This is a genomic window from Brevundimonas sp. (assembly GCF_003248455.1).
Lineage (GTDB): Bacteria > Pseudomonadota > Alphaproteobacteria > Caulobacterales > Caulobacteraceae > Brevundimonas.
On record NZ_QFNM01000005.1, the window covers coordinates 107,699 to 131,167 of the forward strand.

The 23,469-nt window shown below is 66.1% G+C and carries 23 protein-coding genes; 15 read left to right on the plus strand and 8 right to left on the minus strand.

Annotated elements, in window-relative coordinates; translation table 11 throughout:
• Nucleotides 1-87: 87 nt before the first annotated feature.
• The 4 genes from DI624_RS03240 (at nt 88) to DI624_RS03255 (ending at nt 2,901) form a co-directional block, all read left to right on the plus strand.
• Nucleotides 88-987, plus strand: a complete 900-nt coding sequence (locus DI624_RS03240) for a manganese catalase family protein (RefSeq protein WP_291535974.1) — start codon at nt 88-90, stop codon at nt 985-987.
• Between the two features lie 6 nt (nt 988-993).
• The gene (locus tag DI624_RS03245) at nt 994-1,308 is read left to right on the plus strand and encodes a hypothetical protein (RefSeq protein ID WP_291535976.1); all 315 of its coding nucleotides are present in this window, start codon (nt 994-996) and stop codon (nt 1,306-1,308) included.
• Nucleotides 1,305-2,093 carry a Crp/Fnr family transcriptional regulator gene (locus tag DI624_RS03250; RefSeq protein WP_291535978.1) on the plus strand — a complete coding sequence of 263 codons (789 nt, stop codon included), beginning with the start codon at nt 1,305-1,307 and terminating at the stop codon, nt 2,091-2,093. The genes DI624_RS03245 and DI624_RS03250 overlap by 4 nt, the downstream gene beginning before the upstream one ends.
• 76 nt (nt 2,094-2,169) lie before the next feature.
• Nucleotides 2,170-2,901, plus strand: coding sequence for a Crp/Fnr family transcriptional regulator (locus DI624_RS03255; protein WP_291535979.1), 732 nt, complete (start codon nt 2,170-2,172; stop codon nt 2,899-2,901).
• A gap of 69 nt (nt 2,902-2,970) precedes the next feature.
• Here the strand turns inward: DI624_RS03255 and DI624_RS03260 are convergent, their stop codons facing one another.
• Genes DI624_RS03260 through DI624_RS03270 form a run of 3 tightly spaced genes read right to left on the minus strand, consistent with a single transcriptional unit; the run spans nt 2,971 to nt 5,059 of the window.
• Nucleotides 2,971-4,149, minus strand: a complete 1,179-nt coding sequence (locus tag DI624_RS03260; RefSeq protein ID WP_291535980.1) for a zinc-dependent alcohol dehydrogenase — start codon at nt 4,147-4,149, stop codon at nt 2,971-2,973.
• 17 nt (nt 4,150-4,166) lie between these two features.
• On the minus strand, nt 4,167-4,733 hold the full coding sequence (locus DI624_RS03265; protein ID WP_291535981.1) for an SRPBCC family protein: 567 nt from the start codon (nt 4,731-4,733) through the stop codon (nt 4,167-4,169).
• 2 nt (nt 4,734-4,735) lie between these two features.
• Complete coding sequence (locus tag DI624_RS03270; protein WP_291535982.1) at nt 4,736-5,059, minus strand: hypothetical protein; 324 nt, start codon at nt 5,057-5,059, stop codon at nt 4,736-4,738.
• A 413-nt stretch (nt 5,060-5,472) separates the two neighbouring features.
• Here DI624_RS03270 and DI624_RS03275 point away from each other — a divergent pair, with 413 nt between their 5' ends.
• From DI624_RS03275 to DI624_RS03290, 4 genes are all read left to right on the plus strand, one after another.
• Complete coding sequence (locus tag DI624_RS03275; RefSeq protein ID WP_291535983.1) at nt 5,473-6,003, plus strand: hemerythrin domain-containing protein; 531 nt, start codon at nt 5,473-5,475, stop codon at nt 6,001-6,003.
• A 257-nt stretch (nt 6,004-6,260) separates the two neighbouring features.
• Nucleotides 6,261-7,250, plus strand: coding sequence for a methionine ABC transporter ATP-binding protein (locus DI624_RS03280; RefSeq protein WP_291535984.1), 990 nt, complete (start codon nt 6,261-6,263; stop codon nt 7,248-7,250).
• Nucleotides 7,250-7,909 (plus strand): methionine ABC transporter permease, encoded by a 660-nt coding sequence (locus DI624_RS03285; protein ID WP_291535985.1) that lies wholly within the window; start codon nt 7,250-7,252, stop codon nt 7,907-7,909. The genes DI624_RS03280 and DI624_RS03285 overlap by 1 nt, the downstream gene beginning before the upstream one ends.
• A gap of 15 nt (nt 7,910-7,924) precedes the next feature.
• Nucleotides 7,925-8,731, plus strand: a complete 807-nt coding sequence (locus DI624_RS03290) for a MetQ/NlpA family ABC transporter substrate-binding protein (RefSeq protein ID WP_291535986.1) — start codon at nt 7,925-7,927, stop codon at nt 8,729-8,731.
• Between the two features lie 143 nt (nt 8,732-8,874).
• Here the strand turns inward: DI624_RS03290 and DI624_RS03295 are convergent, their stop codons facing one another.
• Genes DI624_RS03295 through DI624_RS03305 form a run of 3 tightly spaced genes read right to left on the minus strand, consistent with a single transcriptional unit; the run spans nt 8,875 to nt 12,286 of the window.
• Nucleotides 8,875-9,807, minus strand: a complete 933-nt coding sequence (locus DI624_RS03295; protein WP_291535987.1) for a copper resistance protein B — start codon at nt 9,805-9,807, stop codon at nt 8,875-8,877.
• The gene (locus DI624_RS03300) at nt 9,804-11,543 is read right to left on the minus strand and encodes a copper resistance system multicopper oxidase (protein WP_291535988.1); all 1,740 of its coding nucleotides are present in this window, start codon (nt 11,541-11,543) and stop codon (nt 9,804-9,806) included. The genes DI624_RS03295 and DI624_RS03300 overlap by 4 nt, the downstream gene beginning before the upstream one ends.
• Entirely contained in the window at nt 11,540-12,286 is a 747-nt protein-coding gene (locus DI624_RS03305; protein WP_291535989.1) for a glutaredoxin, read from the minus strand. Before DI624_RS03305 ends, DI624_RS03300 begins: the two co-directional genes overlap by 4 nt.
• Nucleotides 12,287-12,356: 70 nt before the next feature.
• Between DI624_RS03305 and DI624_RS03310 the strand changes: the two genes are divergently transcribed.
• Complete coding sequence (locus tag DI624_RS03310) at nt 12,357-12,752, plus strand: MerR family DNA-binding protein (RefSeq protein ID WP_291535990.1); 396 nt, start codon at nt 12,357-12,359, stop codon at nt 12,750-12,752.
• Here DI624_RS03310 and DI624_RS03315 read toward each other — a convergent pair.
• Nucleotides 12,742-13,068: a TonB family protein gene (locus DI624_RS03315; protein WP_291535991.1), complete on the minus strand. Its 327-nt coding sequence runs from the start codon at nt 13,066-13,068 to the stop codon at nt 12,742-12,744. The two genes, DI624_RS03310 and DI624_RS03315, sit on opposite strands and share 11 nt — an antisense overlap.
• Nucleotides 13,069-13,167: 99 nt before the next feature.
• A complete protein-coding gene (locus DI624_RS03320; RefSeq protein WP_291535992.1) occupies nt 13,168-14,058 on the minus strand; it encodes a LysR family transcriptional regulator in 891 nt (296 codons plus the stop codon).
• A gap of 115 nt (nt 14,059-14,173) precedes the next feature.
• Between DI624_RS03320 and DI624_RS03325 the strand changes: the two genes are divergently transcribed.
• The 6 genes from DI624_RS03325 (at nt 14,174) to DI624_RS03350 (ending at nt 23,425) form a co-directional block, all read left to right on the plus strand.
• Entirely contained in the window at nt 14,174-15,676 is a 1,503-nt protein-coding gene (locus DI624_RS03325; protein ID WP_291536053.1) for a CoA-acylating methylmalonate-semialdehyde dehydrogenase, read from the plus strand.
• A gap of 128 nt (nt 15,677-15,804) precedes the next feature.
• The gene (locus tag DI624_RS03330) at nt 15,805-16,941 is read left to right on the plus strand and encodes an acyl-CoA dehydrogenase family protein (protein WP_291535993.1); all 1,137 of its coding nucleotides are present in this window, start codon (nt 15,805-15,807) and stop codon (nt 16,939-16,941) included.
• Nucleotides 16,938-17,987 (plus strand): enoyl-CoA hydratase/isomerase family protein, encoded by a 1,050-nt coding sequence (locus tag DI624_RS03335; protein ID WP_291535994.1) that lies wholly within the window; start codon nt 16,938-16,940, stop codon nt 17,985-17,987. Before DI624_RS03330 ends, DI624_RS03335 begins: the two co-directional genes overlap by 4 nt.
• A 30-nt stretch (nt 17,988-18,017) precedes the next feature.
• On the plus strand, nt 18,018-18,917 hold the full coding sequence (gene mmsB, locus DI624_RS03340) for a 3-hydroxyisobutyrate dehydrogenase (RefSeq protein WP_291535995.1): 900 nt from the start codon (nt 18,018-18,020) through the stop codon (nt 18,915-18,917).
• A 330-nt stretch (nt 18,918-19,247) separates the two neighbouring features.
• Nucleotides 19,248-20,321, plus strand: a complete 1,074-nt coding sequence (locus DI624_RS03345; RefSeq protein WP_291535996.1) for a LacI family DNA-binding transcriptional regulator — start codon at nt 19,248-19,250, stop codon at nt 20,319-20,321.
• Between the two features lie 50 nt (nt 20,322-20,371).
• Nucleotides 20,372-23,425, plus strand: a complete 3,054-nt coding sequence (locus tag DI624_RS03350) for a TonB-dependent receptor (RefSeq protein WP_291535997.1) — start codon at nt 20,372-20,374, stop codon at nt 23,423-23,425.
• Nucleotides 23,426-23,469: the final 44 nt, after the last annotated feature.

Below are 23,469 nucleotides of genomic sequence, written 5' to 3' on the forward strand. Positions count from 1 at the left end.
GCTCAGGTGAAAACGTCGCCTAGACGACTTTCGGAACAGGCGGTCAGAGGGGCCGGTTAGCGCTTTGTCATAACCGGAGCGGCCCAAATGTTCATGCACAACAAACGTCTTATGTACACGGTCCGGGTCGCCGAGCCGAACCCCGGCCTGGCGACCTTGATGCTGGAGCAATTCGGGGGACCGCAGGGCGAACTGGCTGCGGCGATGCGCTATTTCACCCAGGCCCTGGCGGAGGAGGATCCGGGCCGCAAGGACATGCTGCTGGATATCGCGACCGAGGAACTGAGTCATCTTGAGGTCATCGGCTCCATCGTCGCCATGCTGAACCGCGGCGCAAAGGGCAAGATGGCCGAGGCGGCGTTGGAGGAGGCCGATCTCTATCTCTCGCTGAACGACCGCGGGGAAAGCCACACCACGTCGATCCTGTACGGCGGCGCGCCGGCGTTGGTGAATTCGGCCGGGACGCCCTGGACCGCCGCCTATGTGGATTCGATCGGCGATCCCACGTGCGACCTGCGCTCCAACATCGCGGCGGAATCGCGCGCTAAGATCGTCTATGAACGGCTGATCAACGTGACGGACGACGTCGGGATCAAGGATGCGCTGGCCTTCTTGATGACGCGCGAGGTCGCGCACCAGAAATCCTTCGAAAAGGCGCTCTACGCCATCGAGCCGAACTTCCCGGCCGGAAAGCTGGGCGGGCTGCCCGAGTTCAGCGACAAATACTACGACCTCTCGCGCGGCGAAGGCGATGCGCGCGGGCCCTGGAATGAAGGCGAACAATGGGAGTTCGTGGACGATCCCGACCTTCAGTCGGCGGTCGATGGCGGAGACGGAACCGCGAGCGTGGACCTGGACAAGGCGGACAGAGCGGCGGTTGCGGCCTTCGCGGAGCGGACCGCGTCGAACCCGGCCAGCAACCCTGTGACAGGCGCCGACCTCGGGGCCGGTCCCGGCGCGGGCAAGACCACGCAACTGGCGGAATAGGCGCGATTGGTCGACCTGATGCCGCGATTCTTCTTCCACCTGCGGGATCACCGTTTCACGCCCGACGAGATCGGGGAGGAATTCCCGGACGTCGGGGCCGCCGGCCGGGAAGCGCTGCGGGTCGCCGCAGACATGTTGCGCGACATGGACGAGCTTTCCGGCCGGGCGGATCTCGCCGTCGTCTGCACCGACGCTGCGGGCGAGGTGGTGTCGGCCGTCTGCGTATCGCAGCCGCCGGTCGAGGACGCCGGCGCCTTGCTGGCCGGCTGGCGCGAGCAGGCGGGACGACCATGCCGGGAAGGACCGCCGGCGTTTATGTGAACGACGATCTCGCGCAACGGCTGCGCCGCCCGAGCGTTGCAGGGCAGGTCAGGGCGCGAGGGCGTGAAGTGGACAGGCTTGTCGAGAAACTGCGTCGACGGGACGATCTGAGCCGCGAGGAAGAGGCCGCGCTCCGTGAGGTTCTCGGCGAAACCCAGATCGCCGCCGCCGGGACGGACATCATTCGCGAGGGCGATCGCCCCCAGAACAGCACCCTGCTGATCGAAGGTTTCACCGCGCGATACGTGACGCTGGGCGATGGCGGACGTCAGATCACCGAACTGAACGTCAGCGGCGATTTCATCGATCTGCACAGCTTCGTCATGAAACATATGGATCATGGCGTGATGGCCTTGACGGACTGCGTGATCCAGCCCGCGCCACACGTCGCGCTAAGGCGGCTGACGGAAAGCCATCCCCACCTTTCGCGGCTGCTCTGGCTCGACACGGTGATCGACGCGGCCATCCACCGTCAGTGTATCGCCTCCATGGGGCGGCGCAGCGCCCTGGCCCACATGGCGCATCTGCTGTGCGAACTGTGCACAAGGCTGGCCGTTGTCGGCGCCGCGCCGGATCGGGCGTTCGATCTTCCCTTGTCGCAGTCTGTCCTTGCCGATGTTCTCGGCCTTTCGACGGTGCATGTGAACCGGCTGATCTCGGAACTTCGCACCCGGCGGCTGCTTAACTGGGCGCAGGGAAGGGTCGTCGTTCTCGATTGGGACGGACTGGTGGAGCTGGCCGAATTCGATCCTGTATATCTGAGACTTCAGTCCGAGCCCGTGTGATCTCGCCGAAGCGGCGCACGGTGAAGCCGTTCACCTATGTGAATGCGCAGCTGTCGAAGAAATCCCATGGTGCGGCATGACAGAGGCTCCCCTGCTGGCTTCCGCCGCGCCCATCACTGCCGAACGCCGACTTTCGGACCCGGCCGCAGGGGGCGAACCCACACAGGTCGCCGAACAGACCTTGCAGCTGTGGCGGGCTTTTGCGCCGTTGCCGCCGGAACGACGGCGCTGGGCGCTGGCGAAGGGTCGGGTGGAGGCTGCGGGTGCTGGCCAAGGGTTGGCCGTCAGCGACGAGGTCGCCGTGGTGGTCGCCGGCGTCTTGTGCGTCCATGTCGGCGGCTCGGGGTTGTCGTCGGACATTCTGGGACCCGGCGACGTCTTCTCCACGGGGGCCGGCCGGCAGGTCGCGGGGAACTGGATCACCGACGGACTGGTCTATCGGACATCGCTGGCCGACTGGATTGAGACGGCTGGCGTGGACGGCCTGTCTCACCTGCTCGAAGCGGTCGACCGGAGCAAGGCCCGCCTCGAGCGGGGTCTGCGGTGCGCATCCCGGCATCGTGCGACCGAGCGTGTCGCAGACCTGCTGTGCGCCCTGCATGACGTAACAGGCCTGGCCACGGCCCCGCTGTCCCAGGAACGCCTGGGCGTGATGCTCGGCCTGCGTCGCACCACCGTCAATGCGTCGTGCCGCGCCCTTCACGACGCCGGTCTGACCCGCACGGCGCGCGGCCAGATTCGTCTGACCAGCATCGACGCCTTGAGAAGCACGGCTTGCGGCTGTCGCCGCATGGCGCAGTCATCCTGACGGCCGATCGTGAATCTGATCCGCTGACGGAAACGTTTGCGTAGTGTCGTCAGCGGATCCGGTTCAGGCTTAGGCGTGCGGCTTGAGGACGACCTTCGTCCATTCGTTCGGATTGTCGTGGAAGTTCTTGTAAGCCTCTGGCGCCTGTTCCAGCGGCAGGCGGTGGCTGATCAGGTCGGTCGTGTCGATCTTGCCCTCGAGCACCAGTTGAAGCAGTTCGGGCAGATATTTCTGGACGTGAGTCTGGCCGGTCTTGATCGTCAGGCCCTTCTGCATCATCGCGCCGATCGGCAGCTTGTCGCCGATGCCGCCATAGACGCCGGGGATGGAGACGCGGCCGCCCTTGCGACAGGCCATCAGGGTCTCGCGCAGCACATGCTGGCGATCGGTGCCCAGCTTGGTCTCCTGCTTCACCGCGTCGATGATATTGTCGGGCGAAAAGCCGTGCGCCTCCATGCCGACGGCGTCGATGCAGGCGTCCGGCCCGATCCCGGCGGTCATCTCCATCAGGGCCTCGCGCACCTTGACCTCATGATAGTCGAGGACCTCCGCGCCGTTGGCGCGGGCCAGTTCCAGACGACGCGGATGGTGGTCGATGGCGATGATCCGCGCGGCGCCCATCAGCCTGGCGCTCTTGATGGCGAACAGGCCGACAGGCCCGCAGCCCCAGATGGCGACCGTGTCGCCCGGCTCGATGCCCGCATTCTCGGCGGCCATCCAGCCTGTGGGGAAGATGTCGGAAAGGAAGAGCACCCGCTCGTCCTCGATCCCGTCCGGCACGACGATCGGCCCGATGTCGGAATAGGGGACGCGGACATATTCGGCCTGACCGCCGGCGTAGCCTCCGGTCAGGTGCGAGTAGCCGAACAGGCCGGCTGTCGGATAGCCATAGGCGATTTCCGAGGCGTCGGACTTGTCGGCGGGGTTGGAGTTGTCGCAGGCGGAAAACTGCTGCTTGCCGCAATGGAAGCAGGAGCCGCAGGCGATCACGAAGGGGACGACCACCTTCTGGCCGACCTTCAGGCGGGTGTTCCCGTTCCCGACCTCGATGACCTCGCCCATGAATTCGTGGCCCAGTATGTCGCCGTTCGACATGCCGGGGATGACGCTGTCGTAGAGGTGCAGGTCCGATCCGCAGATGGCGGTGGCCGTGATCTTGATGATCGCGTCCCGCGGGTTGACGATCTGCGGATCGGGGACGGTGTCCACTTGAACATTGTGTTTTCCGTGCCAGGTCAAAGCGCGCATGGGGTCTTCCTTCGGGATCAGAAATGGCGGTCGGCGCGGGGCGCGGCGTCGGGCGCTTTCGAAGTCGGGATCTCACCCGTCTCCATCAGTTGTTTGAAGCGGCGCAGCTCCCGCCGGGCCTGCACCCGGGGTTCGCGCTGAAGCACCTTGGCGACCAGCTTGCCGACGGCGCCGGCGGGCGGGTCGTAGCTGATGAGCACGCGGACCTCCGTGCCCCGACCGAAGGGGTTGTCGCGGAACTCGACCCAGCCCTCGTGGTCGACATCGCTTTCCTCGGTTGATCGCCAGGCGATGTATTCTCCCGGGCGTTCCTCGGTGATCTCGCTGACGAGTTCGATGTCGACGCCGGCCGGGCCGGCCACGGTCCAGCTTGAGCGTTTCTCATCGAGAATTTCCACGGATTTCACATTTTCCATGAAGCTCGGGAGGTTGGCGAAGTTTCGCCAGTAGGCGTAGAGCGCGTCCCGCGGTCGATTGATCATGACGGCGCGTACGCTGGTCGCGTCATATGCGCCCTCTACCCGATCGTCATCGGTGAAGGCCGGGCTCTGCACGTCGGCGTGGGTGGACAGGGGTTCGGACATGACTAGGATTCCTGAACTGTCTGAGGGGTGTCTGAGCCGCAGGCCGGGCGGCGCGCCTCGAAATCGAAGCGGTCTCCGCTCGACAGGACGTGGGTCCTGACGTCGAAGATCGACAGGGCGCGATCAGCCTTGGCCTCGGCGATGTCGGAGTGGGTGGCCGCCTCTCCATCGCCCATATGGACGGCGCCCGAACCGATCACCCGCCCGGCGTTGGCGGTGGTGCGCAGGATCACGGTCTGCCCGGATGACGGCCTGGCGTCGGGCGTCAGTCCCTGGCGCGCCAAGACGTCGAGCGCCGCCGCGTCGTTGAGGCGTAGGCGGGGCATCACCGCCTCTGGCCCTCGCCACGCCAACCGCCTGGTCGTCGAGGCCGCAAAGTCCATCGATAGCCCTGATTCATCGCCGAACCCTTCATCGGAAGTGCAACAATCCTTCGATGGACCAACGGTTCCAGTGTCCGATTTGCGACTCGTCATCATCGGCAACAATTGGAAAACACTTGGAACTTGCTCTCTCTCTACTGGTTCGAGCGCCTCGAGGGGCCGGACGTGGATCGGCGCGGAACGATTGGGGGGCTGTCGCCCTGGATAGGCGTGGCGGCTCGCTGCGGCGACCTCGACCGGGGCGTCTAAGGCCGCGCCAGGACGGGTCGGGGAGCGCTCCCGCGAACTGTTGCAAACCGGACAGACGGAACCGAGGCGGCGCTGCGGTCTTGAGTGTCGAAACTCCCGGAGCACTCATGTCGCTGATCGATAAGGCCCTTGCCGCCATCACGCCTCAGCCGTCCGCCGAAAAGCGGGCCGAAGCCACCGAAAACGCCCGAGCCGTCGCATCGCGAGGCGATTGGCTGTCCGCAGTTCTCGACCATCACGATCAGATTCGGGAAGCCTTCGCCGTCGGTCGTGCAGCGAAGACGGCGGCCGAACGGACAGCGGCCATGAAGGCCTTGGCCCTGGTCCTCAACGGGCATTCGTTGGCCGAGGAACTGGTGCTCTATCCCGCGCTCGCCCAGGCGGGCGAAAAGGCTCATGCCGCGCACGCCTATCTGGAGCAGACGACGGCGAAAGCGCAGATGGCCGAACTCGAAAACATCGCGCCTTCGAAAACCGCCTGGATGGACAAGTGGGAACACATCGAGGGCGCGGTTCTGACCCACATGTTCGAGGAGGAGAGCGGTTGGTTCCTCACCCTTAAGAACAAGGCGGAACAGCCGACGCGCCTGACCGAGCGCTATCTTGAAGAGTTCCACCGCTACGCCGGCGCGGCTTGAGGTCGGCCTGACGTCGTCTGGCCGCTCGCTATTCTACCTGTCTGAGCCCGATCACCGCCCAGCTATCATTGCGACACGCCCGGATCGGATACGAAAAGCTGCGGAAACGCCGTGGCGCTTCACCCTGGCGGGTTCGCCCTGGCTAAGCCGCAGGATCGGCGGGATCGGGACGCGCTGAGAATGTGTGGTCGCCCGACATTCTCCTTGCCACCCCGGCCGCTGCGTCGCACTAGACCGGCCCGATGTCAGCAAACTCAATGATCCGACTGGAAGGCGTGACCCGCCGGTTTCGCACCGCCGCCGGGGAGCGCACGGCCCTGGATGCGGTCGATCTGTCCGTCACGGCAGGCGAGGTGTTCGGCGTGGTGGGCCGCTCCGGCGCCGGCAAGTCGACCCTGGTGCGGACCATCAATCTGCTGGAACGGCCCGACGCCGGCCGTGTCTGGGTGGGCGACCAGGACCTGATGGGGTTGAAACCGGCGGCACTGCGCGCCGCACGCCGTCGCATCGGCATGATCTTCCAGCATTTCAACCTGCTGCACAGCCGCACCATTCGCGACAACGTCGCTCTGCCTCTGGCGCTGGAAGGCCGCCCCCGCGACCTGATCGCCAGACGGGTCGATGAGTTGATGGAGCGGTTGGGTCTGGCGGAGCACGCCCGTAAATACCCCGCCCAACTGTCCGGCGGCCAGAAGCAGCGCGTCGGCATCGCCCGCGCCCTGGCCTGCGAACCGTCGATCCTGCTGTGCGACGAGGCGACCAGCGCGCTCGATCCCGAGACGACCGAGGACATCCTGTCCCTGCTGGACCGGCTGAACCGCGACCTGGGTCTGACCCTGGTGCTGATCACCCACGAAATGGAGGTGGTGCGCCGTGTCTGCGACAAGGTGGCGGTGATGGAGGGGGGGCGGATCGTCGAGACGGGCGCTACCGCCGATGTCTTCCTTAATCCTGGCGCCCCGGCGACGCGCAGCCTGCTGGCCGAGGGCGAAGCCCGCACGGCGACGCCGCGCCCTGTCGGCGGCATGGTCGCGCGTCTTGTCTTCCGCGGCCAGCAGACCTTCCAGCCGGTGCTAAGCCGCATCTCGCGCGAAACGGGCGTCGATCACGCCATCCTGGCCGGCCGCATCGGCCGGTTCCGTGATCAGCCCTATGGTCAGCTGGAGATTTCGTTGCTGGGCGGCGATCCGCAGGCGGCGATCGAACGGCTCAGGGCCGAGGGCGTCGAGGTGGAGGTGGCGTCGTGATGTTCGGATCCAACATCGACTGGACCGCCATAGCCGAGGCGACAGGCGACACCTTGCTGATGCTGGCCGCCTCGCTGGTCATCACGATCCTGCTGGGGTTGCCGTTGGGGGTGGCCCTCTATGTCACGGGCCGGGGGCGGATTCTGGAGGACCGCATCGTCCACGCCCTGCTGTCCTTCGTGGTCAATGTGCTGCGCTCGGTGCCCTTCATCATTCTGCTGATCGTCATGCTGCCGGCGACGGTGCTGCTGGTCGGCACGTCGCTAGGCGTAGCCGGGGCCATTCCGCCCCTCGTTGTCGGCGCCGCGCCCTTCTATGCGCGCCTGGTCGAGACGGCCCTCAGGGAGGTGGAGCGCGGCATGATCGAGGCGACCCAGGCCATGGGCGGCACGACGTGGCAGATCGTGCGCCGGGTGCTGCTGCCCGAGGCCCTGCCGGGCCTGATCGCCGGCGCCACCGTCACCGCCATCGCCCTGGTCGGCTACACGGCCATGGCCGGGGTCGTAGGGGCGGGCGGTCTGGGCGACCTGGCCATCCGCTTCGGCTATCAGCGGTTCCAGACCGACGTCATGGCGGTGACGGTAGTTCTGCTGCTCGTCATCGTACAAATTCTGCAAGTGCTCGGCGACCGTTGGGTGGCTAGAGTCTCGCACCGCTAGGTCGAAGGTTTTCCCATGCTGCGCCGTTCCGTTTTCCTGTCCGCCCTGGCTCTGGCCCTGGTTCCCGCCTTGGCCGCCTGCGGGCGCCAGGCGGCGGACGGCCAGGGGCCGCTGAAAGTCGGCGCGACCGCCGTGCCGCACGCCGAGATCCTGGAACAGGTGAAGCTGATCCTGGCCAAGGAAGGGATCGACCTGCAGATCGTCGTCTTCAACGACTACGTCCAGCCCAACACCCAACTGGCCGAGAAGCGGCTGGACGCCAACTATTTCCAGACCAAGCCCTATCTGGACGAGTTCAACGCCGGTCGCGGCGCGAACCTGGTCACGGTCGCCGGCGTCCATGTCGAGCCGCTCGGCGCCTATTCCCGCAAGCACGGGACCCTGGCGGCCCTTCCGAACGGCGCCGAGATCGCCCTGCCGAACGATGCATCCAACACCGGCCGTTCGTTGTTGCTGTTGAAGGCGGCGCGCCTGATCGCCCTGAAGAAGGGCGCCGATCCGTTGCAGACGGTGGCGGACATCGCGGGCAATCCCAAGGGGTTCCGTTTCCGCGAACTGGAGGCGGCCACCCTGCCGCGCGTTCTGGACCAGGTCGATCTGGCGGTGATCAACACCAACTACGCGCTGGACGCCGGCCTCAGCCCCCGCAACGACGCCCTGACGCTGGAGGGCGGCGACAGCCCCTATGTGAACTATCTCGTCGCCCGCGCCGACAACCGCGACGATCCCCGCATCAGGGCTCTGGCCGCCGCCCTCACCAGCCAGACGATCAAGGACTACATCAACCGCACCTACGCAGGCGCCGTCGTCCCGGCCCGATGATAACTTCGCCAGCCTATCACTTCTCGCCGACATCACACTGTGGGCCAAACGAATCCGCTCGCGCTTCGAATCCTCCACCCGGTCTGTGGCGCGAGTTGCGCTCGATCCGACGTCCGATCTAGGCCTGAGCCTGGCCGCCGTAGTCAGAACCAGCCCTTGAGGCCGACAACGACTTGGGCGCCGTCGCGGTCGCCGCCATGCGCCCGGACCATGTCAGCGGTCGATCCGAAGGCGCGGGTCCATTCAACGCCGAGATAGGGGGCGAACTCGCGCCTGATCTCGTATCGCAGGCGAAACCCGGCCTGGATCGACGACAGGCCGGCGCCGATCCGCCGTTCGGGATTGTCGCGGGCCGAAAGCGCCACCTCGACGCGGGGTTGCAGGATCAGCCGTTGAGTGATGCGCTGGTCGTATTCAGTCTCGACGCTGGCGGTTAGATCGCCCTGGGTGGACAGGAAGGCGGCCGCGTCGATTTCCAGCCAATAGGGGGCCAGACCCTGAAACCCCAGCACGGCGTGGGTCGTATCCGGCCCGTCGGGACGAATATCCTGACGCACGCCGGCCTGCAGATTCCAGAACGGCGAGATGGCGCGGCTGTAGAGGGCCTGGAGTTCCGCCTCGTGAAGCCGACCGTGCGGATCGCCTTCGCCCTCGGCCTTCCACCAGAAACGGTGGATGTCGCCGCCGGTCCAGCCCTGGGCGTCCCACCCATAGGCGTCGGGGCCGTCGCCGAATCCCGCCTCCACACGCTCGATGACGACGGCGGTCGTGCGGACGTCGCCGTTCTCGACGACCAGCAGACGACGCGAGGCGGCCATGGCCTCGGCGCCGAAGATCGCATCGGCGGCATGGGCGGGGCCGGACAGGGCGGCGGCAGACGGGGCGGCGGCGGACGTAGGGTCTTCCGGCGCGGGCGTCGCCATGCCGCCCATGTCGTGACCGGCGTGCGGATCATGCGGCGCCGATGTCGGCGCCGGCGTCATGACATGGCCTGCGTGAGGATCGACGGTCTGGGGCGACGGCAGGGCCTGGGCGACGAGCGCCAGGGACGTCAGGGTCAGGAGAAGACCGCTCATGAGAGGTCTCCGTCCAGCGGTCGCACCGTCACCACATTGAACATGCCTGCGTGCATGTGCATCAGCAGATGACAGTGGAAGGCCCAATCGCCCGGCGCGTCGGCGGTCAGGTCGAACGCGACCTTGGACCCCGGCGCCACATTGACCGTGTGTTTCAACGGCTTATGGCCAGCCGGGCCGCCCGTCACCAGTTCGAAGAAATGGCCGTGCAGATGGATGGGGTGGGACATCATGGTGTCATTGACCAGGGTCACGCGCACCCTTTCGTTCCGCTCGAACCGGATCGGCTCGACCAGTTCGGAGAATTTGCGCCCGTCGAAACCCCACATGAACCGCTCCATATTGCCGGTCAGGTGGATCTCCAGGCTTCGCGACGGCGGGCGTGGGTCCTTGTTGGGGCTAAGAGAGACCAAATCGGTATAGACCAGCACCCGGTGCGGCGCGTCCTGAAGGCTCAGAGGCCGTTCGCCCAGACGGTCGGCGGGCGCGGGCGAGATCATGTCGACGCCGACCCCCACGGCCATGCCCGGCGGCGCCTTGGACGGATCGCGCATGGACATGGCGCCATGATCCATTGAGCCGTGGTCCATGTCCGCCATTGCGCCGTGGTCCATGCCGCCCATCCCCATGTCGCGCGGGGTCAGGTTCGGAACGGGTCTCAGCGCCGGAACCTCCGCCGTCATGCCCAGGCGCGGCGCCAGGGTCGCGCGCGCCATGCCGGACCGGTCGATGGCCTCGGCCACAATCGTGTAGGCGCGGTCGTCGGGCAGACGGACGACGACGTCATAGGTTTCGGCGACCGAAATCTGGAACTCGTCGGTTTCGACCGGGCGGACGTTCTGGCCGTCGGCGCCCACCACGGTCATGGCCAGGCCGGGGATGCGGACGTTGAAGATCGACATGGCCGAGGCGTTGATGATGCGCAGGCGCACCCGCTCGCCGGGCCGGAACAGGCCGGTCCAGTTCTCCTGAGGCCCGTGACCGTTGACCAGATAGGTGTAGGTCGAACCGCTGACGTCCAGGATGTCGCGCGGGTCCATCCGCATCGACCCCCACATCCGTCGTTCACGCAGGCCCATCCGGTCCGAGCCGTCGATCAGGCCGGATAGAGTGGTGCGCTGGCGGTTGAAATAACCTGGCCTCTTTTTCAGCCTGTCCAGAATCTGGTGCGGATGCAGAAAGCTCCAGTCCGACAGCACGAGCACATGCTCGCGGTCATAGGCGACCGGATCGGCGCCCGCAGGGTCTATGACGAGCGGGCCGTAATGGCCCATCGCCTCCTGCAGGTTCGAATGGCTGTGATACCAGTATGTCCCCGCCTGTCTGACCGGGAATTCATAGACGAAGGTCTCGCCGGCCTTGATGCCGAGGAAGCTGATGCCGGGCACCCCGTCCATCTGGAAGGGCAGCAGCAGGCCGTGCCAGTGGATCGAGGTGTCCTCGTCCAGGGTGTTGGTCACGCTCAGGCGCGCTTTCTGGCCCTCGCGCAGCCGGATCAGGGGGGCGGGCAGGGTTCCGTTCACCGTAACCGCATGGCCGGTGCGGCCGCCGACGGTGAACGTGGAATGCCCGACCGTCAGGTCGATGTTCGGACCCGTCAGGGTCGGCAGATCGGCCCCGATGCCCGACGATCCCGTCTGCGCCCAGGCCGGCAGGGCGGATTGCAGCGCCATCAGCCCGCCGCCGGCGGCGACGCCGCGCAGCAGGCTGCGGCGATCCAGTGAAGCCTGTCTCATATCGCCATCGCCAGCATGGCGACGGCCATGGCGATCATCATCAGGTTTTCGGTCAGGCTGACGAAGCCCAGCGGCACGTTCGACGATCCGCCGACGCAGGCGCATTTTAGCACGCGCCGGTCGATATAGACCGCCTTGAACACCGAGGCCGCGCCTACGCCGCCGATGAACAGGGCGACCGGGGCCGACAGCCAGGTCAGGGCGCCAGCCAGCATCAGAACGCCCGCGCCCAGCTCGGCGAAGGGATAGACATAGGCGTAGCTCGGCCGTTTCTGCGCCAGCAGGTCGTAGTTCAGGAACATGGTCGAGAATTTCTCGACGTCCTGCAGCTTCAGCATCGCCAGCAGGCACATGGCCGTCGCGATGAAGTTCGGCAGGATCGACAGACTGGCCAGGGTGCCGAACCTCAGCCAGGCGATTGCCGCTGCGATCAGCAGGGCCACGGCGAACACGGCCAGGACGGGCGTATAGCTGGTCGCGCTGGGCTCGGGGACCTTCTGACCGAAGAAGCGGCGCAGATCGTCGTGCCCGCCGATCCGTTGTCCGTCGATGAAGGTCTGGGGCGTGGTTCTGACGTCGTGTTCGGCCTTGAAGGCGTCGGTTTCGGCGCGGCTGGTCAGGTGGCGGTCATCGACCCGGTAGCCTTTGCGCTTCAACAACCACAGGGATTTTCGGCCGTAAGGGCAGACATGCTCGGGCATGACCATCCGATACAGGGTGGCGGTCTTTTCGGCTGCGGGCATCGACTTTCCGGAAAGGCTGACAAGGGGATTTCGCCCGTGTACGGTCTGTACCGTGGTACGGAGTCAAGCGATGGTGATGACGATCGGCCGACTGGCCAAGTCCGGCGGAGTAGGGGTGGAGACGATTCGCTACTATCAGCGGCGTGGTCTGCTACGCACGCCCTCGGGCGAGGGGACGACCCGGCGATATGAACCCGCCGATCAGGATCGCCTGCGCTTCATTCGCCAGGCGCAGACGGCGGGCTTCACCCTGGCGCAGATCGGGGAATTGCTGACCTTGGACGCCGGGACGGATCGCACCAAGGTCCGCGCCATCGCTAAAGGTCGGATCGCCGAACTGGACCGTCAGATTGCGGAGTTGCAGGGCGCGCGGTCGGCGCTGCAGCGGCTGGCGTCGGACTGCGCGCGCAGCCAGGAGGGGCCTTGCCCCATCCTGAAGGCGTTCGAACAGACCGTTACGGCGTAAAGTCGATGGTGCGTTCGAAGGGAGCGTCCACGGGGCGGCCGTTTTCCGTGATCGGCGTGACCTCGGCGTTGTTCATCAACGCCAACGCCGCCTCGCCGAAGCCATAGCCTGGCTTGCTTTCTTCCAGCACGACGCAGTCGGCCACATGGCCTGACGCCAGAGCGGTGCAGCGCAGGCGGACGCTGAACCGCTCCTGCGGAACGGTCGAGGCCTTCTGAACCTGCGCCGGTTTGAGATCGGCCAAGTCGCGGGGCAGGGCGTCGGTGGGCGCGCCCAGCAGGGTCGTCATCAGGGTCAGGCCGAGGATCAGGGTCATGGCGTGTCTCGCTTACGCCCTATTAAGATTTGATCGCGACCAATGTTCCACCGACCGATGAACTGTGTTCGGGGCGTGTCCTGCGCGGCACAGATCGCCTCAGCCGGCCGCCCACGAATGGGGCCTCAAGGCGTCGCTGCGTTCGGCGCATAGCGTCTTTAACCAGGCGCGCACCGTGCGGAGTCGGGCGGTGTCGTGGACCTCGCGGTGGGTGGCCAGCCAGAACCGTCGCTCGAGCAGGATCGTGGGCAGCACCCGCTCCAAGCCCGTCGCCATGAAACAGGGCAGGACGCCGATGCCGCCGCCCGCTGCGATGATCTGCCTCTGCGCCTGGATCGAGGAGGAGGCCAGGTGCGGCGTCAGGCCGGGCCGGATCTCGTCCAGGTATCGCAGTTCCGGCGCATAGATCAGATCGTCGACATAGCCGACGATGTCGAAGCCGCTCAGCGCCTCCACCGTCTGCGGCGCTTCTCGGCGCGCCAGATAGTCGGGGGCGGCGTAAAGGGCCAATTGATAGGGCGTCAGCGGCTCGACGATCAGCCGCGCCGCATCCGGCGCCGCCAGCGTGATGGCCATGTCCACCTCGCGGCGGCTGGGCGACAGAAACCCGGCGTTGGCGGCCAGTTCGATTCTCAGGCCTGGACCGGCGCGCCGCAGGTCCGCCAGCGCCGGGGCCAGCAGCGTCACGCCGAACCCCTCGGAGGCGCTGATGCGGACCACTCCGGCCAGCGTTTCCGGCTGGGTCACGCGGGCGACCGCCTCCATCGCGCCCTCCGCCTGAAGGCCGATATCCAGAAGCTGGGCGCCGGCCGCCGTGAGGTGCAGGCCTGTGGTGGAGCGCACCACCAGCGTCGATTTCAGCGCCGACTCCAGCCGCGCCACGCGACGGCCCACCGTCGCCGCATCCACTCCCAACCGCTGCGCCACGCCGCCCAGCGACCCCGCCCTGGCCGCCGCCACGAAGATGCGCAGATCGTCCCAGTCGAACACGGTCCATGCCCCGCAAAAATGCAGATCGGTTCCTGCAACTTCGCATTATCGGGCCCGGCTTGGCGATGCTAGCAAGGCGGACACAAGAAAAACGATCATGGGAGACATCCAGGCCATGCGCGACATTCGCCATTTCATCGACGGCGCCGCCTTCAACGGCGCGTCCGGGCGCTTCGCCGATGTGTTCGACCCCAACACCGGCGAGGTGCAGGCGCGCGTTCAACTGGCCGGCGTCGGCGAGGTCGATCGCGCAGTCCAGGCGGCGCAGAACGCCTTCGACGGCTGGGCCTCGACCAATCCGCAGCGCCGCGCCCGCGTCATGTTCGACTTCAAGCGCCTGGTGGAGGCGAACATCGACGAATTGGCCGAACTGCTGTCCAGCGAGCACGGCAAGGTCGTCGCGGACTCCAAGGGCGACATCCAGCGCGGGCTGGAAGTGATCGAATTCGCCTGCGGCATCCCCCACGCCTTGAAGGGCGAATACACGCAAGGGGCCGGGCCCGGCATCGACGTCTATTCGATGCGCCAGCCGCTGGGCGTGGTGGCGGGCGTCACCCCGTTCAACTTCCCCGCCATGATCCCGATGTGGATGTTCGGCGTGGCCATCGCGGTCGGCAACACCTTCGTGCTGAAGCCGTCCGAGCGCGATCCGTCGGCGCCGGTGCGTCTGGCCGAACTGATGCTGGAGGCCGGGGCGCCGAACGGCGTGCTGAACGTGGTGCATGGCGACAAGACGGCGGTTGACGCCATCCTGACCCACCCGCTGGTGCACGCCGTCAGCTTCGTCGGGTCGTCCGACATCGCCCACTATGTCTATCAGACCGGCGCCGCCAACCATAAGCGCGTCCAAGCCATGGGCGGGGCCAAGAACCACGGCATCGTCCTGCCCGACGCCGACATGGATCAGGTCATCAAGGACCTGTCGGGCGCGGCCTATGGCTCGGCCGGCGAACGCTGCATGGCCCTGCCGGTGGTCGTGCCGGTCGGAAAGAAGACGGCGGACGAACTTCGCGAGCGGATGGTGGCGGAAATCCCGACCATGCGGGTCGGCGTCTCGACCGATGCGGGCGCCCACTATGGTCCCGTCGTCACCGCCCAGCATCGCGATCGCATCGCCGGGTGGATCGAGAAAGGCGTCCAGGAAGGCGCCGAACTGGTCGTCGACGGCCGCGACTTCAGCCTGCAGGGACATGAGAAGGGCTATTTCATCGGGCCGTCGCTGTTCGACCATGTGAAGCCCGAGATGTCGTCCTATCAGGAGGAAATCTTCGGCCCGGTGCTGCAGATCGTGCGCGCCGAGACCTTCGAGGAGGCGCTGGCCCTGCCGTCGAACCACCAGTACGGCAATGGCGTCGCCATCTTCACCCAGAACGGCCGCGCGGCCCGCGACTTCGCCGCTCGCGTCAATGTCGGCATGGTGGGGATCAATGTGCCAATCCCGGTGCCGGTCGCCTATCACACCTTCGGCGGCTGGAAGCGGTCGGCCTTCGGCGACATCAACCAGCACGGCATGGAGGGCCTCCGCTTCTGGACCAAGACCAAGACCGTGACGGCGCGCTGGCCCGACAGCGAACTGGAACACGCGGATTCGTCGTTCGTCATTCCGACGATGCGCTGATCCAAATACGATCCGTCACCCTCGCCCTTGTGGCGAGGGTCCAGACGCCCGGTGGTCGGAGTAGGCCCCCAGGCGTCTGGGTTTATGGATCCTAGGCGCAAGGCCTAGGATGACGAGTTGAGGTGGCTATGGATTTCGCCCTTAACGACGACCAACGCGCCATTCAGGACGCGGCGCGCGTCTTCGCCGACGCCGAACTGGCGCCGCATTCGGCCCGCTGGGACGAGGACAAGCATTTCCCCATCGAAGTGATGAAACAGGCGGCCGAGATGGGCTTTTGCGGCATCTATACGGGTGAGGAACACGGCGGCATGGCCCTGGGCCGGGTCGAGGCGGCGCTGATCTTCGAGGAGCTGTCGCGCGGCGACGTGGCGACGGCGGCCTTCATCTCGATCCACAACATGGCGACTTGGATGATCGACCGCTTCGGCTCGGACGACCTGCGCGGGCAGTTCGCGCCGTCGCTGGTGACGATGGACAAGATCGCCAGCTATTGCCTGACCGAGCCGGGTTCGGGGTCGGATGCGGCGGCGCTGCGGACCACGGCGGTGCGCGACGGCGACCACTATGTGCTGAACGGGTCCAAAGCCTTCATCTCCGGCGCAGGCGTGTCGGACGTCTATGTCGTCATGGTCCGGACGGGCGGGGAGGGGGCGAAGGGCGTTTCCGCCATCGTCGTCGAGGCCGGAACGCCCGGTCTGTCGTTCGGCGCGCAGGAGAGGAAGATGGGCTGGAACGCCCAGCCCACCGCCATCGTCCAGTTCGACGACTGCCGCGTGCCGGTCGCCAATCTGTTGGGTGAAGAGGGGGCGGGCTTCAAATACGCCATGGCCGGTCTGGACGGCGGGCGTCTGAACATCGCCGCCTGTTCGCTCGGCGGGGCGCGGCTGGCGCTGGAGACGGCGCAAGATTATGTCGCCAACCGCAAGCAGTTCGGCCGCCCGATCGGCGAGTTCCAGGCCCTGCAATTCCGTCTCGCTGACATGGCGACGGACCTGGAGGCGGCGCGTCTGATGGTGCTGCGCGGCGCCTGGGCCATCGACACCGATCACCCCGAAAAGACCAAATGGTGCGCCATGGCCAAGCGGATGGCCACCGACGCCTGTTTCCACATCGCGGACGAGGCGCTGCAGCTTCACGGAGGCTACGGCTATCTGAAGGACTATCCGCTGGAACGGATCGTGCGCGATCTGCGGGTCCACCGCATCCTGGAGGGCACGAACGAAATCATGCGCGTCATCGTCGCGCGGGAGATGGCGAAATGAGCGAAGCGGATGTCATCACCCGCGTCGAAAATGGCGTCGGCCGCATCACTCTGAACCGCCCCAAGGCGATCCATGCGCTGAACCGTACCATGTGCGAGACGATGATCGCGGCGCTGCTGGCGTGGCGCTATGATGCGACAGTGCAATCCGTTCTGATCGACCACGCGGGCGAGCGCGGCTTCTGCGCGGGCGGCGATATCCGCATGATTGCCGACAGCGGGGCGGGCGACGGCGTGGATGCGCGCGCCTTTTTCCTGGCGGAGTATCGGCTGAACGCCCTGCTGTTCGGCTATCCCAAGCCGATCACAGCCATCGTGGACGGCATCGTCATGGGCGGCGGGGTCGGGATTTCGGAGCCGGCGGCGGTCCGCATCGCCACTGAACGGACCACCTACGCCATGCCCGAGACCGGCATCGGTCTGTATCCCGAGGTCGGGGGCGGTTGGTTCCTGCCGCGCCTGCCGGGCCAGACCGGCGTCTGGATCGGCCTGACGGGCGCGCGGCTGAAGGCGGCGGACACAGTGGCCCTGGGCATCCACACCCATTTCACGCCCAGCGAGGGCGTCGAGGCGTTGAAGGCCGATCTGCTGGCCGCCCCCGGCGATCCGGCCGCCGTGGCCGCGCGCCACGCCAAGGACGCAGGACCTGCGCCGCTGGCGCCGCATCGCGCGGCTATCGACCGACTGTTCGCCTTCGATACGGTGGAAGAGATTTTTGCGGCGCTTGAGGCCGATGGGTCGGACTGGGCTTCGACGCAACTGGCGACGCTGAAGACCAAGTCGCCGACTTCTCTAAAGGTCACGCTGCGCCACATTCGCCAAGGCGCCAAGGCCGCGTCGTTCAGCGACAATATGGCCGTCGAATATGCGATCAGCGGCCGGATCGGCGCCACGCACGACTTCCAGGAAGGCGTAAGAGCCGTGATCGTGGACAAGGACAATGCGCCGCGATGGTCGCCGGCGGACCTGGCGGGCGTTCAGGCCTCGACGCTGGACGAGCTGTTCGCGCCCCTGCCGGACAATGAAAAATGGACGCCGCTGCCCTGACGGCGGCGCCCACCTAAAGGGAGACAGACCATGACCAAGATCGCCTTCATCGGCCTGGGCAACATGGGTGGCGGCATGGCCGCCAACCAGGCCAGGGCCGGACATGCCGTCGCCGCCTTCGATCTGTCGCCCAGCGCGCTGGAGCGGGCCGCCTCGGTCGGCTGCGCGCCTGTCGGTTCGGTCGCCGAGGCGGTCAAGGACGCCGAGGTGGTGATCACCATGCTGCCCGCCGGGCCCCATGTGCTGAAGGTCTATTCCGAACAGATCGTGGGCGCGGCGCCCAGCAGCGCCCTTCTGCTGGACTGCTCCACCATCGACGTCGAGACGGCGCGAAAGGTGGCGGACCTGGCCAAGGGCGCGGGCTACGCCTTTGCGGACGCGCCGGTGTCGGGCGGAACGGCGGCGGCGGACGCCGGAACCCTGGCCTTCATGGTCGGCTGCGACGAGGGGGATTTCGCGCGCGTCGAGACGGCCCTGGCGCCGATGAGCCGCATCGCCATCCGCGCCGGCGATCATGGCGCTGGCCAGGCGGCCAAGATCTGCAACAACATGCTCTTGGGCATTTCCATGTTGGGAACGTGCGAGGCTATCGCCCTGGCCGAGAAACTGGGGTTGGACACCGAACGGTTCTTCGAGATCGCGTCCAAATCCTCGGGCCAGTGCTGGAGCGTGACCAGCTACTATCCTTGGCCGGGCCCGGTTCCGACCGCGCCGTCCAACCGCGATTACCAGGCTGGTTTCGCCGCGGCCATGATGCTGAAGGACCTGAAACTGGCCCAGGACGCGGCCGCCAAGTCGGGCGCATCGACGCCGCTGGGCGCCCAGGCCGAAGCCCTTTACGCCCTGTTCGACGGCATCGGCCATGGCGGGCGGGATTTTTCGGCCGTGCTGCAACTCCTGCGCGGGCGACTTTCAGAACTGGACGTTTGAAGAAGTTTCGATTCTTCGCGACCTGAAGCCGAACGGCGGTTGCGGCGGCTTATGGCGGGGCGCCTGCGACCAAGCCGCGCGGGCGGCATGGGCGTCTGGCCATGGGTGTCGACAAGGCGATTGAAAAGAAACAAGATTTCAGGCCGGTTCTGCGACGGCTATGTCCCGGCGCCTCATCGGCCCTGCTGTCGCTGCCGCAAATTGGTTGAATTGCGACCCTCGCCCGCTTGCGGCCATGATGACTCCTGTGTCATGTAACCGCTTACATTCATATCGACGGATCTTCGATAAGAGGCCGGGACGATAGGGTAAGGGAGACGAAGATTGGACATGGCCGCACCGACCGCCGCGTCGTCCAACGGGCGGGAAAGGTCGCCTCTCGGCAAGGCCGCCACCATGCGCGACGTGGCCGAGCGCGCCCAGGTGTCGGTGGCGTCGGTCTCTCGCGTGCTGAACGGCCTGGGCGTCACCTCCGACGCCACGCGTCAGCGCGTGCTCGATGCCGTGGAACATCTGCGATACGTCCCCCATTTCGGCGCGCGCAGCCTGTCGACCAGCAAGAACGACACCATCGGCGTGATCCTGCCGGACCTGTTCGGCGAGTTCTTTTCGGAGCTGATCCGAGGCATGGACCTGGCCGCGCGGGCGCACGGCAAGCATTTGATCGTGTCCAGTTCGCATGACGGCGCCGACGACACCCTCGCCGCCGTGCGCTCCATGCGCGGGCGGGTGGACGGGATGATCGTCCTGTCGCCTCATCTCGGCGCCGCCAACCTGGCCTCGGAGTTCGCCGGCCGGATGCCCGTGCTGCTGATGAACGGCGGAACGGCCGAGGCGGGGCGCGGCTCCATCGTCATCGACAATCACGGCGGCGCGGTCGCGGCGGTCCGGCATCTGCTGGGCGGCGGTCGTCGCCGCATCGCCCATATTCGCGGGGCCGGCGGCAACGTCGAGGCCGACACCCGCGCCGCCGGCTATGTCGCGGCCCTGGACGGCCAGGCGCCGATCATCGTCGAGGGAGACTTCTCGCAGGCGTCCGGCCACCGCGCGGCGACCCGGTTGCTGGCCATGTCCGAGCGCCCCGACGCCGTCTTCGCCGCCAACGACATGATGGCCGTCGGCGCCCTGCTGGCCTTTCAGGAGGCCGGGGTGCGCTGTCCCGAAGACATCGCGGTGGTCGGTTTCGACGACGTGCCTATCGCCGCCCTGATGCGGCCCGCGCTGACCACCATGCGCGTCAATATCGCGGAAATCGGCCGCCGAGGCGTCGAACGCTTGATCGGCCTGGTGCAGGCCGGCCAGAGCGTCGACGCCCAGGACACCGCTTGCGAAATCGTTCGGCCGATCCTGGTCGAGCGCCAGTCCACCGCGGCGGCTTCGTCCGCCAGGTTCAACAAAGGGTGAGGGCCGTCATGCCGACGCCAGCCGATCCCATCAGGAGGGGAGAACTCAGGATGAACCCGTTCACTACACGCAAGGCCGCCTTGGCCGCCGCCTCGGCCATCGCCATAAGCTTGGCGGTCGTCGGCGGCGCACAGGCGCAGAACGCGACCACTACGCTTAGGGGCGCGGTCTTCGACGGGCAGACGGCCGAGGCCGGCGCCACCGTGGTCGCGACCGAGGTATCGACCGGCTACGCCACCCGATCGCGCGTCGGAACCGACGGGCGTTACGTGCTATCGGGCCTGCGCCCAGGGACCTATCGGGTGCAGGTGACGAGCGCAGATGGTCAGACGGCCGAGGAAACCGTGACCCTTTCGCTCGGCCAGGTGGGCACGCTGAATCTCGACGTGGGCGCGACCGGCGCGACCGGCGCGGCTACGGAGGGCGCGACGGAACTGAGCGACATCGTCGTCACGGGGCGTCGCGTGTTCGAGGTGCGCACGCCCGAGGTCGCCACCAACGTCACCCAACAGCAGATCAACAACCTGCCGCAGATCAGCCGCAACTTCCTGAACTTCGCCGCCCTGGCCCCCGGCCTGCGCGTGACCGAGGACGACACTGAACGAACCATCTCGGCCGGCGGCCAGACGGCCCAGGCGATCAATGTGTTCATCGACGGTCAGAACCGCAAATCGCTGATCAACGACGGCGGCGTCGCCGGTCAGGACGACAGCCGCGGCACGCCCTTCCCACAGGGCGCCGTGCAGGAATTCCGCGTCATCAGCCAGAACTTCAAGGCCGAGTACGAACAGGCCGGTTCGGCGATCATCACCGCCGTCACCCGCTCGGGCACAAACGAGTTCCACGGCGACGCCTTCGTCTTCTACCAAGACCCCGACTGGGTCGAGCAGGACGAGGTTTCGCGGCGTCGCGGCGCCGAAAAGGCCCCGGTGCGTCGTCTGCAATACGGCGCCAGCCTGGGCGGGCCGATCATCCAGGATCGCCTGCACTTCTTCGGCGCCTATGAGCGCAAGGACGAGGACCGGGTCGCCCAGTCGTTCCTGAACCGGACCGAATACAGCGACTTCTTCGCGGGGGACCTCGGCGCCGTCTCGACGCCCTACGAGCAGGACGTCTTTTTCGGCAAGCTGTCCTGGCAGATCGACGACCGTCAGCGTCTGGAACTCAGCACCGAATACAAGACCGAAGAGGACATACGCGGCGCCAGCGGCCAGAACGCGCCCAGCCGCGCCGCTCGCAACAATGGCGAGACCCAGGCCTTCAACCTGCGTCACCAGTTCCAGGGCCAGCATTTCCTGAACGAGTTCTCGATCGACTATCTGAAGTCGAGCTACGAGCAGTCGGTGATCAACGGCGGCGACTACGGCCGCCAGTATGTGATCTTTAACGACAACCTGCCGGACAGCCCCTCCAACCCGGCGAGCGCGGGCTTCCAGTATAATGTCAACAATCGGAACTCGACCGTCTTTACCGCCGGCGGGCGCGCCGACGCTCAATTTCTGGAACAGAAAAGCACGACGATCCGCAACGATCTGACCATACCGGACCTGGAATGGATGGGCACGCACACCATCAAGATGGGTGCGAAATATTCGATGCAGAACTATTTCGTTCAGAAGGATTTCGGTCGCAATCCGACCTTCACCTACGACATCGACGCCCGGCCCGAAATCAATGGAAGCCGTGAGATTCCCGTCGCCGTGGATCTCGGCGTCGCCGTGCCGCCGGCCGATGTGGATAACAACGTCATCGGCCTCTACATTCAGGACGACTGGCAGATCACGGACAAGCTGGAAATCAACCTCGGCATCCGGTGGGACTACGAGGACAACGCCGTCAACAACGACTATCGCACGCCCGATTCGATCCGGGACATGCTGGCTGCGATCCAAAATCTGCCAGGTTACGATTTCCCGTCCTATTTCAATCCGAACGACTACATCTCCGACGGTGATCGCAAGGCCTTCAAGGGCGCGTTCCAGCCCCGCTTTGGCTTCTCCTACGATGTCTTCGGGGACGAACGGACGGTCGTCTTCGGCGGAGCCGGCCGCTACTATGATCGGATCGGTTTCAACTTCGCCTTCGACGAGCGCTTCAAGCCGTTCCAGTTCAACAAGACCATCTATTTCACGCGTGATGGGTCGCCGATTCAAACGGGCACGGACGGGTCGGGTAATCCGACCTTCACCAACACCGTGGCGTGGAATGCGTCCTATCTGACGCCGGCCGGTCTCGACCCTCTGCTGGCGGCGAGCCCGGGTTCAGGCGAGGTGTTCCTGGTCAAGAACGATTTCGAACCGCCGCGCACCGATCAGTTCAACCTCGGCGTACGCCAGAAATTCGGCGCCTGGCAGACGGCTCTGACCCTCGCCGCCGGTCGCACCAAGGGCGAGTCCGCCTGGTACATCGCCAACGCCTTGAACGAGACCGGAGGCCGCTTCAACGGTCCAAACCCGACATCGGTCGGATTCCCCCAGTTCCGAAACGCCATCTTCTTCCAGAACACGGACAAGGAACGGGAGTACAAGGCGATCTACATCACCGCCGACAAACCCTATAACGCCGAAGACCGCTGGGGCTTCAACGTCGCCTACACCTATATGGACGCGACCCAGAACGGCAGCCGGGACAACGGCTACGGCGCTTTCGACTTCGACTACAATGTGCCGGCCCTGTCGCCCAAGTATCGGTCGTCGACCGACGAGCGTCATCGTATCGTGGCCTCCGGTACGCTGGGTCTGCCCGCTGACTTCCTGCTGTCAGGCATCGTTACCCTGGGTTCGGGACTGCCGTACAACATCAACGATTGTCCGGACGCGCCGGCCGGCGGCCCCAACATCTGTTGGAACGCAGGAAACCCCGAGAAGCGAGCTTTCCTGCCTGGCCTCAACTTCGCCTATCGCCAGGTCGATCTACGCCTGACCAAGGGCTTCGATGTCTTCGGCGGACAGCGGGTGGAGTTCATCGCCGACGCGATCAACATCTTCAACTTCACCAACTACAAGTCCTTCGACACGGGCTTCAACAGCCCCCGCTATGGCGCGGGAACCGAAGTCTTCCTGCCGACGCGCAGCTTCCAAGTCGGTCTGCGCTACTCCTTCTAAGACCTGAGCCTGGGCCGTCTTTCGCTTGTCGGAAGGCGGCCCCT

Excerpts from the sequence above, each read along its gene's own strand:
- DI624_RS03240 (WP_291535974.1), top strand. The coding sequence starts at position 88 with ATGTTCATGCACAACAAACGTCTTATGTACACGGTCCGGGTCGCCGAG.
- DI624_RS03255 (WP_291535979.1), top strand. The coding sequence starts at position 2,170 with ATGACAGAGGCTCCCCTGCTGGCTTCCGCCGCGCCCATCACTGCCGAA.
- DI624_RS03260 (WP_291535980.1), bottom strand. The coding sequence starts at position 4,149 with ATGCGCGCTTTGACCTGGCACGGAAAACACAATGTTCAAGTGGACACC.
- DI624_RS03265 (WP_291535981.1), bottom strand. The coding sequence starts at position 4,733 with ATGTCCGAACCCCTGTCCACCCACGCCGACGTGCAGAGCCCGGCCTTC.
- DI624_RS03270 (WP_291535982.1), bottom strand. The coding sequence starts at position 5,059 with ATGCCCCGCCTACGCCTCAACGACGCGGCGGCGCTCGACGTCTTGGCG.
- DI624_RS03275 (WP_291535983.1), top strand. The coding sequence starts at position 5,473 with ATGTCGCTGATCGATAAGGCCCTTGCCGCCATCACGCCTCAGCCGTCC.
- DI624_RS03280 (WP_291535984.1), top strand. The coding sequence starts at position 6,261 with ATGATCCGACTGGAAGGCGTGACCCGCCGGTTTCGCACCGCCGCCGGG.
- DI624_RS03285 (WP_291535985.1), top strand. The coding sequence starts at position 7,250 with ATGTTCGGATCCAACATCGACTGGACCGCCATAGCCGAGGCGACAGGC.
- DI624_RS03290 (WP_291535986.1), top strand. The coding sequence starts at position 7,925 with ATGCTGCGCCGTTCCGTTTTCCTGTCCGCCCTGGCTCTGGCCCTGGTT.
- DI624_RS03295 (WP_291535987.1), bottom strand. The coding sequence starts at position 9,807 with ATGAGCGGTCTTCTCCTGACCCTGACGTCCCTGGCGCTCGTCGCCCAG.
- DI624_RS03300 (WP_291535988.1), bottom strand. The coding sequence starts at position 11,543 with ATGAGACAGGCTTCACTGGATCGCCGCAGCCTGCTGCGCGGCGTCGCC.
- DI624_RS03305 (WP_291535989.1), bottom strand. The coding sequence starts at position 12,286 with ATGCCCGCAGCCGAAAAGACCGCCACCCTGTATCGGATGGTCATGCCC.
- DI624_RS03310 (WP_291535990.1), top strand. The coding sequence starts at position 12,357 with ATGGTGATGACGATCGGCCGACTGGCCAAGTCCGGCGGAGTAGGGGTG.
- DI624_RS03315 (WP_291535991.1), bottom strand. The coding sequence starts at position 13,068 with ATGACCCTGATCCTCGGCCTGACCCTGATGACGACCCTGCTGGGCGCG.
- DI624_RS03325 (WP_291536053.1), top strand. The coding sequence starts at position 14,174 with ATGCGCGACATTCGCCATTTCATCGACGGCGCCGCCTTCAACGGCGCG.
- DI624_RS03330 (WP_291535993.1), top strand. The coding sequence starts at position 15,805 with ATGGATTTCGCCCTTAACGACGACCAACGCGCCATTCAGGACGCGGCG.
- DI624_RS03335 (WP_291535994.1), top strand. The coding sequence starts at position 16,938 with ATGAGCGAAGCGGATGTCATCACCCGCGTCGAAAATGGCGTCGGCCGC.
- mmsB (WP_291535995.1), top strand. The coding sequence starts at position 18,018 with ATGACCAAGATCGCCTTCATCGGCCTGGGCAACATGGGTGGCGGCATG.
- DI624_RS03345 (WP_291535996.1), top strand. The coding sequence starts at position 19,248 with ATGGCCGCACCGACCGCCGCGTCGTCCAACGGGCGGGAAAGGTCGCCT.
- DI624_RS03350 (WP_291535997.1), top strand. The coding sequence starts at position 20,372 with ATGAACCCGTTCACTACACGCAAGGCCGCCTTGGCCGCCGCCTCGGCC.